Annotated in this window: 11 protein-coding genes and 1 pseudogene; 9 read left to right on the top strand and 3 right to left on the bottom strand. The window is 61.2% G+C overall.

The features are described from left to right. The first annotated feature begins 472 nt into the window (after nucleotides 1-472). A complete protein-coding gene (locus FQ755_RS27165) occupies nucleotides 473-1,681 on the top strand; it encodes an alpha/beta hydrolase family protein (RefSeq protein WP_144158111.1) in 1,209 nt (402 codons plus the stop codon). 1,223 nt (nucleotides 1,682-2,904) lie between these two features. On the opposite strand, the gene FQ755_RS27160 is transcribed toward FQ755_RS27165, so the two are convergent. Beyond that, nucleotides 2,905-3,735, bottom strand: coding sequence for an AraC family transcriptional regulator (locus tag FQ755_RS27160; RefSeq protein WP_144158109.1), 831 nt, complete (start codon nucleotides 3,733-3,735; stop codon nucleotides 2,905-2,907). A 223-nt stretch (nucleotides 3,736-3,958) separates the two neighbouring features. Here FQ755_RS27160 and FQ755_RS27155 point away from each other — a divergent pair, with 223 nt between their 5' ends. The 5 genes from FQ755_RS27155 (at nucleotide 3,959) to FQ755_RS27135 (ending at nucleotide 11,884) form a co-directional block, all read left to right on the top strand. Further along, a complete protein-coding gene (locus FQ755_RS27155; protein ID WP_144158107.1) occupies nucleotides 3,959-6,217 on the top strand; it encodes a TonB-dependent siderophore receptor in 2,259 nt (752 codons plus the stop codon). A 92-nt stretch (nucleotides 6,218-6,309) separates the two neighbouring features. Continuing rightward, nucleotides 6,310-7,977, top strand: a complete 1,668-nt coding sequence (locus FQ755_RS27150) for a cyclic peptide export ABC transporter (RefSeq protein WP_144158105.1) — start codon at nucleotides 6,310-6,312, stop codon at nucleotides 7,975-7,977. A 46-nt stretch (nucleotides 7,978-8,023) separates the two neighbouring features. Next, a complete protein-coding gene (locus FQ755_RS27145) occupies nucleotides 8,024-9,016 on the top strand; it encodes an ABC transporter substrate-binding protein (protein WP_186308675.1) in 993 nt (330 codons plus the stop codon). After that, nucleotides 9,009-11,027, top strand: coding sequence for a Fe(3+)-hydroxamate ABC transporter permease FhuB (gene fhuB / locus FQ755_RS27140; protein ID WP_222105789.1), 2,019 nt, complete (start codon nucleotides 9,009-9,011; stop codon nucleotides 11,025-11,027). Before FQ755_RS27145 ends, fhuB begins: the two co-directional genes overlap by 8 nt. Before the next feature lie 41 nt (nucleotides 11,028-11,068). After that, nucleotides 11,069-11,884 carry an ATP-binding cassette domain-containing protein gene (locus FQ755_RS27135; RefSeq protein WP_144158101.1) on the top strand — a complete coding sequence of 272 codons (816 nt, stop codon included), beginning with the start codon at nucleotides 11,069-11,071 and terminating at the stop codon, nucleotides 11,882-11,884. 906 nt (nucleotides 11,885-12,790) lie between these two features. Here the strand turns inward: FQ755_RS27135 and FQ755_RS27130 are convergent. Continuing rightward, a complete protein-coding gene (locus tag FQ755_RS27130) occupies nucleotides 12,791-13,504 on the bottom strand; it encodes an AraC family transcriptional regulator (protein ID WP_144158099.1) in 714 nt (237 codons plus the stop codon). A 93-nt stretch (nucleotides 13,505-13,597) separates the two neighbouring features. Between FQ755_RS27130 and FQ755_RS38795 the strand changes: the two are divergent. The 3 genes and pseudogenes from FQ755_RS38795 (at nucleotide 13,598) to FQ755_RS27115 (ending at nucleotide 15,535) form a co-directional block, all read left to right on the top strand. Next, nucleotides 13,598-14,325: pseudogene (locus tag FQ755_RS38795) on the top strand (energy transducer TonB). A gap of 29 nt (nucleotides 14,326-14,354) precedes the next feature. Then, entirely contained in the window at nucleotides 14,355-15,128 is a 774-nt protein-coding gene (locus FQ755_RS27120) for a MotA/TolQ/ExbB proton channel family protein (protein ID WP_144158098.1), read from the top strand. Continuing rightward, entirely contained in the window at nucleotides 15,119-15,535 is a 417-nt protein-coding gene (locus tag FQ755_RS27115) for an ExbD/TolR family protein (protein ID WP_144158097.1), read from the top strand. Before FQ755_RS27120 ends, FQ755_RS27115 begins: the two co-directional genes overlap by 10 nt. 48 nt (nucleotides 15,536-15,583) lie before the next feature. Here the strand turns inward: FQ755_RS27115 and bfr are convergent, their stop codons facing one another. Next, the gene (gene bfr / locus FQ755_RS27110) at nucleotides 15,584-16,063 is read right to left on the bottom strand and encodes a bacterioferritin (protein WP_144158096.1); all 480 of its coding nucleotides are present in this window, start codon (nucleotides 16,061-16,063) and stop codon (nucleotides 15,584-15,586) included. Nucleotides 16,064-16,446 lie beyond the last annotated feature (383 nt).

Below are 16,446 nucleotides of genomic sequence, written 5' to 3'. Positions count from 1 at the left end.
TGTTCGGATTCGCTCAACATCAACTCCACCTTCGGTCGTCCCATTGGCATGCTGGTATCTCCCGTTCCGTTGATACCAACATCCTACGCAAACATAGTTCAGTTAACAACGGAACAGGACACTAGCAGGGTGCGAACTGGCTGAAAGCGGCAGACTGGATCCGGCCACAGGACGATCCGTAAATGTCGCGCAAAGGTCCGATGCACGCTCGACCGCTGACGTGATCAACGAGGCAGGACAACGGTTGGTTGTCTCAAAGCAGCTGGTTTGCAGGCGATGCTGATGAAGTTTGGTTGGACCACCAATCGCGAAGTGTCCGGTGATACATGGCAAAAGCCAAAGTGCTTTCAGCTCGATCCGCCTTCGTATGCGCGTTCCAGCTGTCTCGACATGATGGCACGGTCTGCTTTGCTAAAACCTGCGATAGAGTATGGCTTAGTCAGGCAGTCAGCCCGCTCTATGGGAGGGAAGCATGGTTGCAATCTTCAAGGATGAACTTCACGATCAGCTTGGAACGTGGCCGCTCGGCTACATCCCATACGGCGGCGCCGACTATGGAGAAATCGAGGCGATCGCGCAGGCCGTTGGCGACGGTGATGACGCCGCCTTTCATGACGCGTGGACTGGCGCCGCTGACCGGATGATGGAGGATGCGCAACGCTCAGAAGCCGCAGGGCATCGGGCGAGCGCGCGAGAGTGTTTCCTGAGGGCGGCGTGCTTGTACGGGAAATCGTTCCACCCGTTATTCGGACAACCGGTCGACCCGCGAGTGATTGCCGGTTCGCAAAAGCAGATCACCGCCTTTGATCGTGGGTTGGCGCTGAGTGAAGTGTCCATTGCGCCACTACGTATTCCTTTCGAGAACGCGTCGCTGCTCGCGTACGTCATACCGTCGGAAGGCCGCGCGCACGAAGTACGGCCGCTCCTGATCTTCAACAACGGATACGACGGCACCATTACCGATCTTTTTTTTGCCTCGGCCGTCGCGGCATCAAAACGGGGCTATCACGCGCTGATCTTCGACGGTCCCGGGCAAGGTACGACGTTGATCGAACACGGCGTGCCGCTCAGACCGGACTGGGAAACTGTGATCAAGTCCGTGGTGGATTTCGCCCAGACGTTGCCGAATGTCGATCCGCGAAGGATCGCGCTGTGCGGATGGAGTCTGGGCGGATATCTGGCACCTCGTGCCGCGTCTGGAGAACATCGCCTTGCGGCCTGCGTGGCGGACCCAGCGCTGCCGTCCCTGGCGGAGGGATTTCGCGCGTACGCGATGAAGCTCGGCGCGAGTCAGGAGCAGGCGGCGCACCTTGGTGAAATGCCTGCGGCTCTGATGGAACGGTTGGAGCAGATCGTCGCGAGCGACCGGAAGCTGCAATGGAGTGTCGCAAAGCGCGGATACTGGGTAAATGGCACAGCGACGCTGCGTGATTACTTCGCGTCGGTCGAACTCTTTACGATGGATGGACGCATAGAAGACATCCGGTGCCCGACGCTATTCACGCTGGCCGAACACGATACGCTCGCCGCCGGTACTCAGCGCTTTTTCGATGCATTGCTTTGCCCAAAAACGTTGCTTCGCTTTCTCGGTAATCAAGGCGCCGGGGAGCATTGCGAAATGCGCAATCGCTCGCTAGTAAACCGACGTGTGCTGGATTGGTTGGATGAAGTTTTGTGCTGAGAGTGCCCAGTGCGAGCCGCATCTTAATGATCGGTGAAGCATGCGAATTGCCTGGACGTGGTGAGCCACAATGAGCCGAGCGGTCATGCACCACTGCGGAGTTCCGAACCGCTGTTTCCCGACGAGTAGCGAGCTCGTGCGGACTGAGCCTGCCGTTCCTACGGCCGCCACAGAATGCCCCCGAGCTCTCGCATCACTCTTCGATTCGCTTCAGAACGACTTCCATCGGTCAATGGCGAAAGCAGGCTGTTCGCCATTGCGAGTACGGTTTACCTCGAAGTCATTGCAGGCGAAACGATTCAATTCTGAAAATCGGTGGACAGCGTGATCTGCTTTTGAGCCTCCAACTAGGCCAGTCGTTGGAGAGCGAGGTTCGGATATTTTTGTGCGCGTTGTTGCCTAAAGCCAGGCGCCTCGATCCCGGATTCTGGTCCATAGAGTCGATCATCGCGCGAGCCATCCTGGCGGCACCGCCCGACTGACTTCTGAATCCTGACTCAATCAGCCGGCGTACCGCGCGGGCAGGCGTTCCAGCGTAGGCGTCCATTGCCGGAGAAAGCACCGCGCCGCGAACCGCAAACTCAGTGTGTGCGCTGACCGGGATCAACGATCATCACGTCGATGTCGAACGGGGCGATGTCGAGCATCGCCGATTCGAAGAAGCCCTCGACCTCCGCTTTGCTATCGCTCATGCTCACGGCCGCGGTTCGACTCGCAGCTCGTCCTCCATGGGGACCAGTTTCAGCGCGTTGATGATGGCGTGTTCGTCATCTGCCGGCAGTATGGTGATCACCTTTTGCCACGCCATAGCCGAGATGCGCATTAGCAAGTCTTGATCCACTCCGTGAGAATTTCTGACTGCTAGAATCGACTGTCAGGTGGACAATTGGATTGAGAGCAGGGTTGGCGGCACAGAGGTCCCGTCAATACAGGATTTGCACAAGAGGCAATGCACGAATGGACGCGCAAGAGCCTGATGACACGTACAGCGAGACGAGCGACTGGGGCCGCCGATGGATTGCATCGACCATCGATTACACGATTTTCCGGACCACGGCGGATGGCACGATTGCCAAAGCCCGGGACTGCATTTCTGGCCCACGTTTCGTGCGTTTGTCAGCTATGCGAATGATCGTTCAGCCTAGATGAGGCCGTTTTGGCCGTGCCCTTTGTGCAACGCAAGAGGTCGTGCCGGAATCTCGGGGTAGAGATGGCACACGAACTCAAGCTCCCTCGCGACGCTTCAGATAACGCTGTGGGGTGTCGCCGAGCGTTTTCTTGAACATGGAAATAAACGCACTCGAACTCTGATAGCCCAGCTCGGTGGCGATCGTCGCAACCGGGACATCAAGCGCCAGTCTGGCCACCGCCTCGACGAGCCTGAGTTGCTGACGCCACTGCCCGAAACTCAGTCCCGTTTCCTCCTTGAACAGGCGTGCAAGGGTTCGATTACTTGCGCCAACGCGCTCGCCCCAGCGCTCGATGGTGTCGTTGTTTTGCGGATAGGACAGCAACTGCTCGCAGATGGACCGAAGTCGCCGGTCGTTCGGCAACGGCAACGTTCCGCTCGTCAGTTCGGGCGCCCGTGACAATTCAAGCAGAAAAAGCTGGGTGGCGAGGTTCGTGCGACGGCCATCGTTATCGACAGATTTATCTGGTTCTTCTACCAGCCCGACGACAAGCGCATCGAGCAATTGACCGATGCGCAGCACCAGGCATTGCATCCATCTATCGTGCGACGGATCTGCATGCCGCGCGATATACGCTGTACGCACCACGACTTCGCCGATCGCGTGTAACTCATGCGGCACGGTCGGTGGAAGCCAGATTCCGTGAAACGGCGGCAGCGTCCAGATGCCGGCGGGCGTCAGGATCCGAAGTACGCCGCGCGTCACGTAGATGAGTTGCGCTTCCTCGTGGGCGTGCCAGACTTCGCGAAAACCGTTTTCGTACTCCCACGTTCGCGTAATCACCGGCGCGACCTGTGTGACCTGAATAACGGTATAGCGCTGGCGCCAGACGGGGTTCACATGCTCAATTTCAGACGTTTTCATCGAGTTTCGGCAAAAAGATGGCCGGTTTGCGACATAGGTTGGCAATACAGCGTAAATGGGTCGCCGGTATCCTTCTTATCTACCAAGGCGCGCCTTCAGGAATTTTGCCTTGAGTTGTTAATGATTCTTATTCTCGCACGTTTCGGCAGCCGCATTGGCGAGACTGGCGGGACAACAAGGGCGCGCCACCCAAATTGTTTTGTACGAAAGCGAGTGAACGGGGATGAAAGCTTCTGAGGATTGCCGTTCGGTCTGGATGGCACAGGGCCGAAACGGCGGGCGTTGGCGCGCGTTCAAGATATCGGCGGTCGCCGCAGCCTGCATGCTGTCCAGCGCGGCTTACGCACAGGCGAGCGGGGGCAACTCCAGTGACGCCACCCTGCAAAACGGCCAGCCGTCGACCCTATCTGCTGCGGAGCCAGCCACCACGTCACTCGCGCCTGTAGTGGTGTCGGCCGGGCGCGAAAAGGAAACGGCGACGAGCCCAGTAGACGGCTACGTGGCCAAACAGAGCGCGACGGGCACCAAAACCGATACACCGATCGTCGAGACGCCGCAATCGATCTCGGTGATCACAGCGGATCAGATGCAGGCCCAGGCCGTGCAGACCGTGGGTCAGGCGTTGCGCTATACGCCGGGTGTGATCGGTGAGGAGTACGGCGGACTCAATACGACAATTGACTACTTCGTGGTGCGGGGCTTCCCGAACCAGTTTCCGTTCGTCGACGGCCTATCGACCGAAACGTATTTCACGTTGCTCGCGCCGGCGGTCAATCCCTATGGACTCGAGCGTATTGATGTACTGCGTGGCCCGGCGTCAGTGCTGTACGGACAGAACATCCCGGGCGGCATGATCAATCTCGTGACCAAGCGGCCTACGGATGACCCGATCCACGAAGTGTCGTTTGACGCCGGCAGCTACGGTGAGGTGGGTGGCCGCTTCGACCTCAGCGGCCCGGTGACCTCGGACGGCACCTTGCTCTACCGGCTGACGGGGGACCTGGGCATCACGGGTTCCCAGGTCGACTTCCAGACGGACAAGCATTTTTATATCGCGCCTGCACTGACGTGGAAACCGTCGGCGGACACCACGTTCACGTTGCTGTCGCATTTCAGCTATCGCAACAGCAGCTATCCGACTGCCGATCTGCCGGCGATCGGCACGCTGTATCCCGGGCCCAACGGCGCCAGAATTGGCACCAACGTATTTGATGGCGAACCCGACTTCAACGAGATCCGTCGTACCGAGGAGTCGATCGGCTACGAGTTCGAGCATCGCTTTAACGACTGGTTCACCGTGCGACAGAACGTGCGCTATACGCACGTGAACCTGGATGAAGATATCGTCGGCAACGAGGATCTCGAAGACGATAACGCCACGATCGACCGTTATGCCTATGCAGCGCAGGCCAGTTCCGACATCTTCACGGTCGACAACCAGGCCCAGTTCAAGTTCAATACGGGGCCGCTGCAGCATACGGCGCTGGTTGGCTTCGATTATGTGCATTCGATTGACCGCTGGGCGGAGAACGACGCAACCTCGGTGCCGTCGCTCAACCTGTACAACCCGGTCTACGGCAGCGGACCGATCACGCTGGGCGGCATCGACTATAGCGTGGAGCATCACGTCGACCAGTCGGGTCTGTACGCTCAGGACCAGATCCGTTTCGGCAAGCTGGTCGCCACGCTTGGCGTGCGCCAGGACTGGGCTAACACCGAAGAGTTCGACCGGCTCGCCGGGCAGACCGACCAAAGCAACACCGCGCAACGGTTCACTTACCGCGCGGGCCTCGTCTACCTGTTCGACAGCGGTTTTGCGCCCTACCTGAGTTATGCGACATCGTTCCAGCCGGGCCTGGGCGATACGTTCGACGGCTCGGCGCTCAAGCCGACCACCGGCCAGAGCGTCGAGGCGGGCATCAAGTTCCAGCCTCCCGGCCAGAAGAGCTTCGCGATGCTGTCGGTGTACAACATGCTGCAGAAGAACGTCGTCGAGCCCGACTTCGATCATCCGGAAGGCAATTTCGTGGTGCAGACGGGCGGCGTGCGGGTGCGCGGCGTCGAACTGTCGGGTGTCGCGGATCTCGGCGCCGGCCTGAGCCTCACCGCTGCCTACACGTACATGGATGGCGCGATCACCGCGAGCGACCAGGGATTCGTGGGTAACCAGCCGGTCAACGTGCCGCACAACATGGCGAGCCTGTGGCTTGACAAGACGTTCCAGCAGGGATGGTGGAAGGGCTTCGGCGTGGGCGGCGGTGTACGCTACGTGGGTTCGCAGTTCGGCGACGAGGCGAATACCCTGAAGATGCCGTCAGTGACGCTGTACGATGCCGCAGTTCACTACGACATCAAACACTGGCGTTTCTCGGTGAATGCGCAGAACCTGTTCGACCGTATCTACGTCAACTGCCAGGCCGAGGACTACTGCGCCTACGGCTTGCGACGTACCGTGATCGGTCGCGCGACCTATCAGTGGTGAAACAGACCGTCCCGGCAATACGAAGCGATCGATACCGGTGCACCAGTTGCTGGCTTGCAGCCGGTGCGCCGGTATCGACGTAAAAAGGATTTATGCCGCTCATTCTTTATCTGATCCGCAATTCGCGTCAGACGCTGTTCATCGCGATCGTGACAAGCGTCATCAGCGGCCTGAGCAGCGCGGGGCTGGTGGCGCTGATCAACCAGGCGCTCGGCGCGTCGCAGCAGCGGCTGGGCGAGCTCGGTCTGAAATTCCTCGGCCTGAGCGTGCTCGTGCTGGTCACGCGCGCGGTGTCCTCGACGCTCTTCATGCGCCTTGGGCAGAGCGCCAAGGCCACGCTGCGCATGGGCACCATCCGCCGCATTGGCGATGCCTCCTACCAGAACCTTGAAAGGCAGGGTTCCTCAAGAGCCTTGTCCGTGCTGACCGACGATCTCGATACGATCGTGGTCTTTTTTGTGAGCCTGCCGAATCTGGCGATGCAGGGCGCGGTCATTGCCGGCTGCCTGGCCTATCTGGGGTATCTGTCCTGGCAGATCCTGCTGTTCGCGGTCGTCACGGTGTTCATCGGCTCGCTTGGATTTCATCTGGCCAATAGCCGCGCGGCGTTTCACCTGCGCAGTTCGCGGCGGCGCGAGGACGATCTGGTCAAGGATTTCCGCGCGCTCTTCGACGGCGCGAAAGAGCTGAAACTGCATCGCCGGCGCAAGCAGGCGTTCATCGACGACACGCTCGCCACCAACGTCGAAGCCGTACGGGTGCAGCGCACGCGTGGCTACGTGCTGTATGCCGCGGCGGCTAGCTGGGGCAGCTTCATCTTCTTTGCGTTCATTGGCTGCGTGCTGTTCGTGCTGGCGCGGCTGTATCCGGTGTCCGGCCACGTCATGTCGGGCTACGCGATGATCTTTCTGTACATGATCATGCCGATCGAGGGGCTGCTTTCGGCGCTGCCCACCATCAGCTCGGCGAAGGTCGCGATCGAGCGCATCAATCAGATCAACGAAGATCTGCCATCGGAGAATACGCTGGCTGCGGAGCCGGCCACGTCGTTCGACAGCATCGTGCTCGAACACGTCACACACCGCTATTACCGCGAGAAAGAGGACGAAGTGTTCACGCTGGGGCCGATCGACCTTGCGTTCAAGCCGGGTGAACTCGTCTATCTGATCGGCGGCAACGGCAGCGGAAAGACGACGCTTGCCAAGATGCTGGTCGGCCTCTATGCACCGGAAGGCGGGCGCATCCTGCTGAACGGCAAGCCGGTCGGCGAGGCGGAGCGCGATATTTACCGGCAGCACTTCTCGGTCGTCTTCGGTGACTTCTTCCTGTTCGATACGCTGCTGGGCATGAAGCTCGACGGGCTCGACAGCCGGGCGTTGGCGCTGCTCGAATACCTGCATCTCGATCACAAGGTCAGGATCGAGAACGGCGTGTTCTCGACGACTGAACTGTCTCAGGGACAAAGAAAGCGGCTCGCGCTGCTAGTCACTTACCTGGAAGACCGGCCGTTCTACGTATTCGACGAATGGGCCGCGGACCAGGACCCGGTGTTCAAGGAAGTCTTCTACCGGCATCTCTTGCCGGATCTGCGCGAGAAAGGCAAGACGATCCTTGTCATCACGCACGACGATCGCTACTTTCACCTCGCCGACCGCTACGTGAAGCTCGATTACGGCCAGGTCGTCGAAGAGGGCAACGGAACCGATTTGCAGAACGAACACGCACATACGCATGGCACAGCGAAGATCTTTGCCGGATGACGGGCGCGCAGCGGGCGCTGCGCATCCTGAAGAGGTGCCGCCTCTCATGACTCGCACTACTTCTTCCACCAGTCCTGGCCGCCGCCGCTGCCTGAGTGCGCTGGGTACGCTCGGCGCGTTCGGCATGCTCGGGGGATGGTCCATGGCGCCGTTTGCGTCCGGACTCGCCTCGCCAGTCAGTGCATTGGCGAGCGGGCGCGTGGCGGGCAGCGCGCCGCGCGTCGTTTCGCTCAGTTGGGCGGGAGCGCAAATCCTGGTATCGCTCGGCATCGTGCCGATCGGCATCGCCGAGCGGGCTGACTATCCGCTGAGCGGCGCGCTGCCCGCCATGCCGGCGAGTGTGCTCGAACTTGGTACGCATAGCGAGCCAAACCTGGAACTGCTGCAGCAGATCAAGCCGGATCTGATCGTCATCGACGCCAATCAGAGCGATCTCGCCCCGCGCTTGAGCAGCATTGCGCCGACCGTCACCATCGACATCTATAACGCGCAGCGCGGCAGACCTTTTGCGCGTGCGGTCGCGGAGACACAGCGCCTTGGCGCGTTGCTAGGCCGCGAAGAGGTGGCGCGCAGGTATCTGAAAGAAGTCGATGCGCAACTGGCCGCCTGCGCGGCCACCGTGTCGACCCTCACCGCAGCAGCGCCGGTGCTGATCGTTGATCTCTACGACGATGGCCGGCATCTGTATCTGTACGGCCCGAACAGCATGACGCAGGACGCGATGGACCGGCTTGGCGTGCGCAACGCCTGGAGCGGCTCAACCGATTCGGGCTATCTGCTGCTCGGCATCGAAGGACTCGCCACGATGGGCGACGCGCAGATGTACTACATCAGTCACGGCGAGCGTGATCAGATCGCGCTGCATAACCTGAGCCGCAGCGTGCTCTGGCAGCACCTGCCGTTCGTGCAGACGCAACGCTTCGTGCCGTTGCCGGGCTTCTTCGCTTATGGTGCAACTTCATGCGCGGTGCAGTTTGCCAGGGAACTGACCGCGGGTATGGTCGCGCTCGATCGGCAGAAGGGGCGCGGGCGTGGCTGAATCGATCGCGATGCGCGCCGCGTTGCGCCGTTTTTCGATGCACCCGGCGTGGCTTGCCGGGGTGCTGGCCTGCGGCGCGCTGCTGCTCTCGCTGCACCAGATCGGCACGCTGCTGCCGATGGACCTATGGTGGCAGGCACTCGTCTCGCCCGATATGCACGACATGCGCCAGATCGTCGTGCATGAAAGCATGCTGCCGCGCCTCGCCACCTGTTTGCTGAGCGGCGCCCAGTTGTCGCTGGCCGGCGTGATCTTCCAGCAGGTGCTGCGAAATCCGCTCGCTGAGCCAACGACGCTTGGTGTATCGGCGGGGGCGTCGCTGTCTCTTTCGCTGGCGCTGCTGTTCGCGCCGCAGTGGCTTTTCTTCGGTCAGGAGTGGGTGGCGCTTGGCGGTGCGGCGCTGGCCATGCTGATCGTGGTGGCGCTTGCATGGCGCCGCCGACTGTCGCCCGTCGCGCTGATTCTGGCCGGGCTGATCGTAAACTTCTACTGCGGCTCGATCGATGCGGTGCTGACGCTGTTTCATCACGACGATCTGCAGTCGCTGTTCATCTGGGGGGCCGGCTCGTTGAACCAGAACAACTGGGATGCGCCGCGCGCGCTGCTGCCGCGCCTCGTTGCCGGCGCGTGTCTCGCCGCAGCGCTTACGCGGCCGCTGGCGATGATGTCGCTCGCGGACGACAGCGCACGGGGCTTGGGCGTCTCGTTGCGCTTCGTGCGCGGGGCCGCGCTGGCGCTGGCGGTGTTCCTGGGCGCATCGGTGGTGGCGTCGGTCGGCGTGATCGGTTTTCTTGGCGTGCTCGCGCCGATGATCGTCAGACTCGCGGGGGCGCGCCGCTTCCGGGACCGGCTCGTCTGGGCGCCGCTATTCGGCGCGGCGCTGCTGTGGCTCACCGACCAGCTCGTGCAGATGTTCTCTGGCGCATGGTCGGGGGTGCCCACCGGCGCCGTAATGTCGCTCGTTGGCGCGCCGTTCCTGTTCTGGCTGCTGCCGCGACTGCCCGCGTTGCCGGATACCGTCGACATGTCGCCGCACGAACTGCATCAGAATCGTCTGCGCCTGCCTGTATGGATTGTCTTGGGCGTCGTTATCCTCGTGGCGGTCGTGGTGCTCGGGCTTTTGTTAGGGGCAACGACGGGCGGCTGGCACTGGTCGCTCGGCGGCGGTCTCGATGCGATGCTGCATTGGCGCGGCCCGCGCGTGTTCGCCGCGCTGGCGGCCGGCGCGTTGCTAGGCGTTGCGGGCGCAATCATGCAGCGCGTGACCGGCAACTCGATGGCGAGCCCCGAAGTGCTCGGCATTTCGGCAGGCGCGTCACTCGGATTGATCGCACTCCTGTTCGCGACGCCCGAGGCTGGCCGTTTGTTGCAAACCGGCGCGGCCGGCGCGGGCGCGTTCGTGACGCTGCTTGCGATGCTCGCGCTCGGAAGGCGCTACGGCTTTGCGCCGGAGCGGATGCTGCTGGTGGGCGTCACGCTCGGCACCGCTTTCAGCGCGCTCGTGACGGTACTGCTCGCGAGCGACGACCCGCATATGAGTGGGCTGCTCGCGTGGATGGCGGGCTCGACGTATGGCGTGACGGCGCGCGACGCGGTGGCCGCTTGCCTGTCACTGGCCGTTCTTGGAACCGTAACAGCGGTGTTTGTCCGCTGGCTCGACATCCTGCCGCTCGGCGAGGCCGTCGCCGTAAACTTTGGCGTACAGCCCGGTCTCAGCCGTCTCGCCTTGCTGCTGCTCGCGGCGTTGATGACGGGCGTGGCGACGATCGTGGTGGGCCCGCTCAGCTTTATCGGCCTGATGGCGCCGCACCTTGCCCGCATGCTGGGTTTCAGGCGCGCTATCGCGCAGCTTGCCGGTGCCGCGCTGCTGGGCGCGTTCATCATGGTGCTGGCCGACTGGCTCGGCCGCAACGTGCTGTTTCCGTTCCAGATTCCTGTTGGCTTGCTGGCGACGCTGCTCGGCGGACTGTATTTCATGTGGCTGATGATGCGTGGCAGGGCCGCACTTTGAGCGCCTGCACCCCATCGACTATAAACATATCGCATCGGAATATGAACTCATTGGCTGGGATGACCGGAACCGGCGCTGCCGCGCGCCCCGTGTATGAAATCGACGGCGTCTCGTTCAGCGTCGCCGGGCGTACCTTGTTGCACCCGTTGAGTCTGACGCTGCCGGCGCAGCGTGTGTGCGGGCTGATCGGCCATAACGGCTCGGGCAAGAGCACGCTGCTCATGCTGCTCGCCCGCCAGCAACGGCCGACCACGGGCAGCGTACGCTTTGCCGGCACGCCGCTCGCGCAGTGGGGCAACCGCGCACTCGCACGCAAGGTGGCTTATCTGCCGCAACAGCCGCCCGCCGCGGATGGCATGACGGTGCGCGAACTGGTATCGCTTGGCCGTTACCCGTGGCATGGCGCGCTGGGCCGCTTCGGCGTGCGTGATAGCGCGAAGGTAACCGAAGCGATGGAGCTGACCGACGTCGTGCGTTTCGCGGATCGTCCGGTGGACGGCCTGTCCGGTGGCGAGCGCCAGCGTGTCTGGTTGGCGATGCTGGTGGCGCAGGACAGCGACTGTCTGCTGCTCGACGAACCCATCTCCGCGCTCGATATTGCTCACCAGATCGAGGTGCTGAGCCTCGTGCGCACGCTGAGTGAAAAGCAGGGCTTGAGCGTCGTGGTCGTGCTGCACGACATCAACATGGCCGGCCGCTTCTGCGACGATCTCATCGCGCTCAAAGGCGGCCGGCTGCTGACGAGCGGACCGTCCGCCGATCTGATGCGTTCAGACACGCTGGAGGAAATCTACGGCATACCGATGGGCATCGTGCCTCATCCGAATGGCGGGACGCCTATCAGCTTTGCATACTGAACACGCAGGTCTGACAGACTTTGGGCGCAACATTCCGGCGACGACTGTCAAGGCAGCCCGGCGGAGTCCGCTTCTGCAGTGAGGGTGTTACCACGTGCTCACCCGTGCAATCTCCGCCGGCGGGGGCCAGCTTTGGGATGATCGATCCTGAGGGGCACAAAGGGCTACGCGTCTGGGAAAAGCACGCGAATGGACGATTTGAATTCTGAGGCAGACCGGCGCACGCTTTTTGTGAATGGCTCATGTGGGTCGACTACGCCATCTGACCCACAGGTGCCTCGGCCGCTCGTTTCCCGCCACAAGCTGATTCGCTATGAAACGTGCGGCAGAATGTTACGAAAACGGCGAGGGCGTACCTCAGTCAGACGCGGAGGCGATTCGCTGTACAGGAAGGCTGCGGATCCAGGTTATATCTCGGCGCAATTCAAGCTTGTCGAGTGCTTCGGTCTGGATGACGTTTGGCAAGTCTGGAGGTGAACCACATGTACTTAACCAGGTCGTAGATTCGGATCGTGGCCCCCCTGTGGGCAATGTACGGGTGATTCGGGCAACGATGCGCTTTAGTCGTTGGGGATATCCGGGTACGCGGCGATAAATTGTTCTGCCCGGTCCGACACAATAGCCGACGCCGCGCATACGGGTATGTTCGACGCGGCCTAGCGATCAAATACCATGCAACCAGCGATCAGGCATCCGGGGACGATCGTCAGTGGCCACGCCATCTGAATCCCTGGATTACGCTTTCTCGGCGGGTTCGGTTCACCTCATCGAGCATGGTCGCCATAGGTCCGTAGCGCTATATTCCCGGAACTACACGTGTCCGGCCCAAGCGGGGTCGTGCGTATGCCGCCATCCCTTCTGTCAGTAGCGATGACGTGACTACCGGACGGACTAGATTGGGCGCATCTATTTCGATGAAAGATAGTGCCGCGGGGAATCCCCTGTTACTTGCCGAAACATGGCGATGAATGCGCTGGGTGTGCTGTAACCGAGGTCGTTCGAGACCTTCGCGACGGTTTGTCCATCGGCAAGGCGTGTGATTGCTTCGGCCACGCGCAACTGGCGTTGCCACATACCGAATGTCAAGCCGGTTTCCGCTTTGAAGCGGCTTGCGAGCGTTCTTCCCGTTGCTCCGAATTGCTCGCCCCACATATCGAGCGATCGTTCGCTCGCGGGATTGTTCATCATGTGTTCACAGATTTTCAGCAACCGCTCATCACGTGGAAGAGGCACGCCGCTTTCGGGCAGAGAAGACTGGCCGGCAAGCACCTCCAGCAACAAGGAAACTGAACGAGCCGCACGGCTCTCTAGGCTGTATTCGCCCCCGCCCTCGCTCACCAGCACGGCCAACTCACGTATCAGCGGCGTAACGACAATAATGGCTGGCTTGGTCCATGGCCATGGAAACATGTCCGGCTCGATATACACATTGCAGAGTTCAGACTTGCCTACAGCGTGTAATTCATGATCGACGTATGACGGAAGCCAAATCGCGCGAGACGGGGGCAGTGTCCATGTGCGTGTTGGGGTGAGCATCCGGACGACACCGTGGATTGTGAAGGTCAGTTGACCGTAGGCGTGTTGATGCCACACCGAAAGTTCTTCGTGGTCCCATGGCATACCGATGCAGGCTACCGGGGGCCGGCCAGGTACCCCCAACCTTGAACAGGCCAGCAAGAGCCAGTGGCTCAGCCAATGAATACGACCACACCCATGAACGCATTCCCCAGGGCCACGCCTGATCTCGCCATCGAAACGCCCGCGCGCCGCGCCGCGGTGGTTGCCGGATTCGTTCTCGCTGCCCACCTTGGTCTGCTCGTTTTTGTTCTGACCGCGCGCGACAAGATTGTCGAGAAACCCGTCGAGTCGCAGACGATCACCGCTTCGCTCATCAGCGAAACCCCGGCACCCGTGGTGACGCCTGCGGCACTCCAGTCGTCCGCACCGCCGCAGCCGGTCCCGCCCAAGCCCCATCCGAAGCAGCGTCCCGTCGAGCACCACGTGACGCCGGTCAGGTCCACGCCCGTTCCAGCCAGGCCCAGTGATGCGCCGTCGCCCATTCCAGTGGCAGCAGCAGACCCCGCACCGGCCGCGCAGGCAAATCCAGCTGCAGCGGCACCGTCTGCTCCGGCCATCGGCCGGCAAACGCTGGCGATCAGCGCGCCGAAGAACGTGGCTCACCTCGACTGCAACATCGCGAAGCCTGAGTACCCGTACCTATCAAAGCGCATGAACGAAACCGGTACCGCTGTGATCCGGTTTGTAGTCGGGCTGACCGGCAGCATCGAGGACATCCAGCTCCAGAAGAGCAGCGGTTACCCGAGACTTGACAGCGCAGCACTGGATGCGTGCACGCCAGCGCCTGCCGCCCCTACACGGAAGACGGCAAGCCAGTCCGCGCCGCCTATTCGCAACCGTTCACCTTCAGTCTGGACGACTGAGCCAACCTATCTGAAGAAAGGGAGTCAACATGGAGCACTATGGCCTGACAAACGTCTGGCAGCAAGGCGACTTCGTCACACGGGGCATCCTGATTGTACTTGCCCTGATGTCGCTGGCGTCGTGGACCGTCATCGTCCTGAAGCTCTGGAATGTGGTGCGCCTGAGGCGTGCTGTGCGCGATACCGAGCGTTCGTTCTGGCATTCCGACGACTTCGAAGCCGGACTGCACAAGCTCGGCGACAGCGGTTCGTCATACACCGGCAATCCGCTGCTCGCGCTCGCGTTGTCGGGCAGGGAGGCCACCGAGCACCATCGTCAGACGCAGCCACAACTGCACGACCGCATGGACATTTCCGACTGGGTCACGCGCTGTCTGAAGGACACGATGGACGACATCGTGGCACGGCCGCAGTCCGGCCTTGCGATTCTCGCGTCAATCGGCAGCACGGCGCCGTTCGTTGGCCTGTTTGGCACGGTCTGGGGCATCTACCACGCGCTGATCATGATCGGCGCGACCGGAGAGACGACCATCGATCACGTGGCCGGTCCGGTCGGCGAGTCGTTGATCATGACGGCCTTTGGCCTGTTCGTCGCGATTCCGGCCGTGCTCGGCTACAACGCGCTCACGCGGACCAACAAGGGCATCGTGACGAAGCTGAACCGCTTTGCTCACGGACTACTTGCGTATTTCGTGACCGGCTCGCGGCTGGGAACAGCCTCGCGGCCCGACATGAAGCTGGTGACCTCGCCCGGCGCGAAAATCGACGCCGGGGACGACAACGGAGCCGCGACATGGCCGTGAGCGATTTTTCCGACGATGACGGCGACGGCGTGATGAGCGAGATTAACATGACGCCGCTCGTCGACGTAATGCTCGTCCTGCTGATCATCTTCCTCGTGACGGTGCCGGTCATGCAGCATGCCGTGAAGATCGACCTTCCGCACGCGAGCAGCCAGCCCGAGGACGTGAAGCCGGCGCATATCGATGTGTCGATCCGCGTCGACGGTACCGTGTTATGGGGAGATCAGCCGGTGGACGACGCGACGCTGCGCGCGAAGATCGCCGGGGCGGCCCAGGCGACGCCGCAACCCGAACTGCATCTGCGTGCGGACCGGAAGGTGCCCTATGAGCGGGTTGCGGACGTGATGTCGGCCGCTCAGGCCGGTGGGCTGACCAGGATTGGCTTTGTGACAAAGCCTACGCACTAACGCAATAGAAGCCGCCTGCGCACCGGATCAATGTGCCGCGTTCAGTCTTCAGGATGCAATAGAACCGACAGCCGATTGCTGGTAGTTTTCGAGGCCGACCTTGTCGATCAGGTCGATCTGCGTTTCAAGCCAATCGATGTGCTCTTCGGTGTCATCGAGAATCTTGACGAAGATTTCGCGCGACACGAAGTCGCTCACGGATTCGCAGAATGCGATGGCTTCCTTGCAGGTTGTCTGTGAGATCTGTTCCAGTTTCAGGTCGCAATTCAGGATTTCAGGCGCGGTTTCCCCGATCAGTAATTTGTGCAGATCCTGCAGGTTGGGCAGCCCGTCGAGCATGAAGATCCGCTGAATGAGCCAGTCCGCGTGTCGCATTTCCCCAATCGACTCGTCGTACTCGTGCTTGCCGAGTTCGTTGAGCCCCCAGTGCTTATACATCCGCGCATGCAGAAAATACTGGTTGATGGCGGTCAGCTCGTTTTTTAGCTGGGCATTCAGGTATTCGATAACTTTCGGATCGCCTTTCACGTTGTTCTCCTTCACGATGACTCGGACGATATCGAATGACAGATAAAAAATCTAGTTTTCCTGAAATTTTGATAATGAAAATCTCTATCATTATCATGCATTTGTGCAGGTTCTCTGATTCATGATCGCGTCGCGAGTGCACGGCTGGATACAAACAAGTGCTCCAACTGGTGGCGGCCGTCGGCAGACGGAGCTTCATGGGGGGCAGCGCCGGGAGTGGTCGGGCAGACCGCACGTTGCTGCTGGAGCCAACCAAAAAAGCAGAGCCATGCAGTTTGGCTCTTCTCACTTGCACAAAACGTCTCAACGATACGTTACGGATTTCCGTACTGCCAGGTGTTGACGTAATATTCGCCGTCCACCTGCCAGCCGAGCTGCACCTG

Source organism: Paraburkholderia sp. BCC1885 (assembly GCF_900996235.1).
GTDB lineage: Bacteria > Pseudomonadota > Gammaproteobacteria > Burkholderiales > Burkholderiaceae > Paraburkholderia.
The sequence above is the reverse complement of the archived record's forward strand: the minus strand, read 5'-3'. Positions and strand labels throughout refer to the sequence as shown.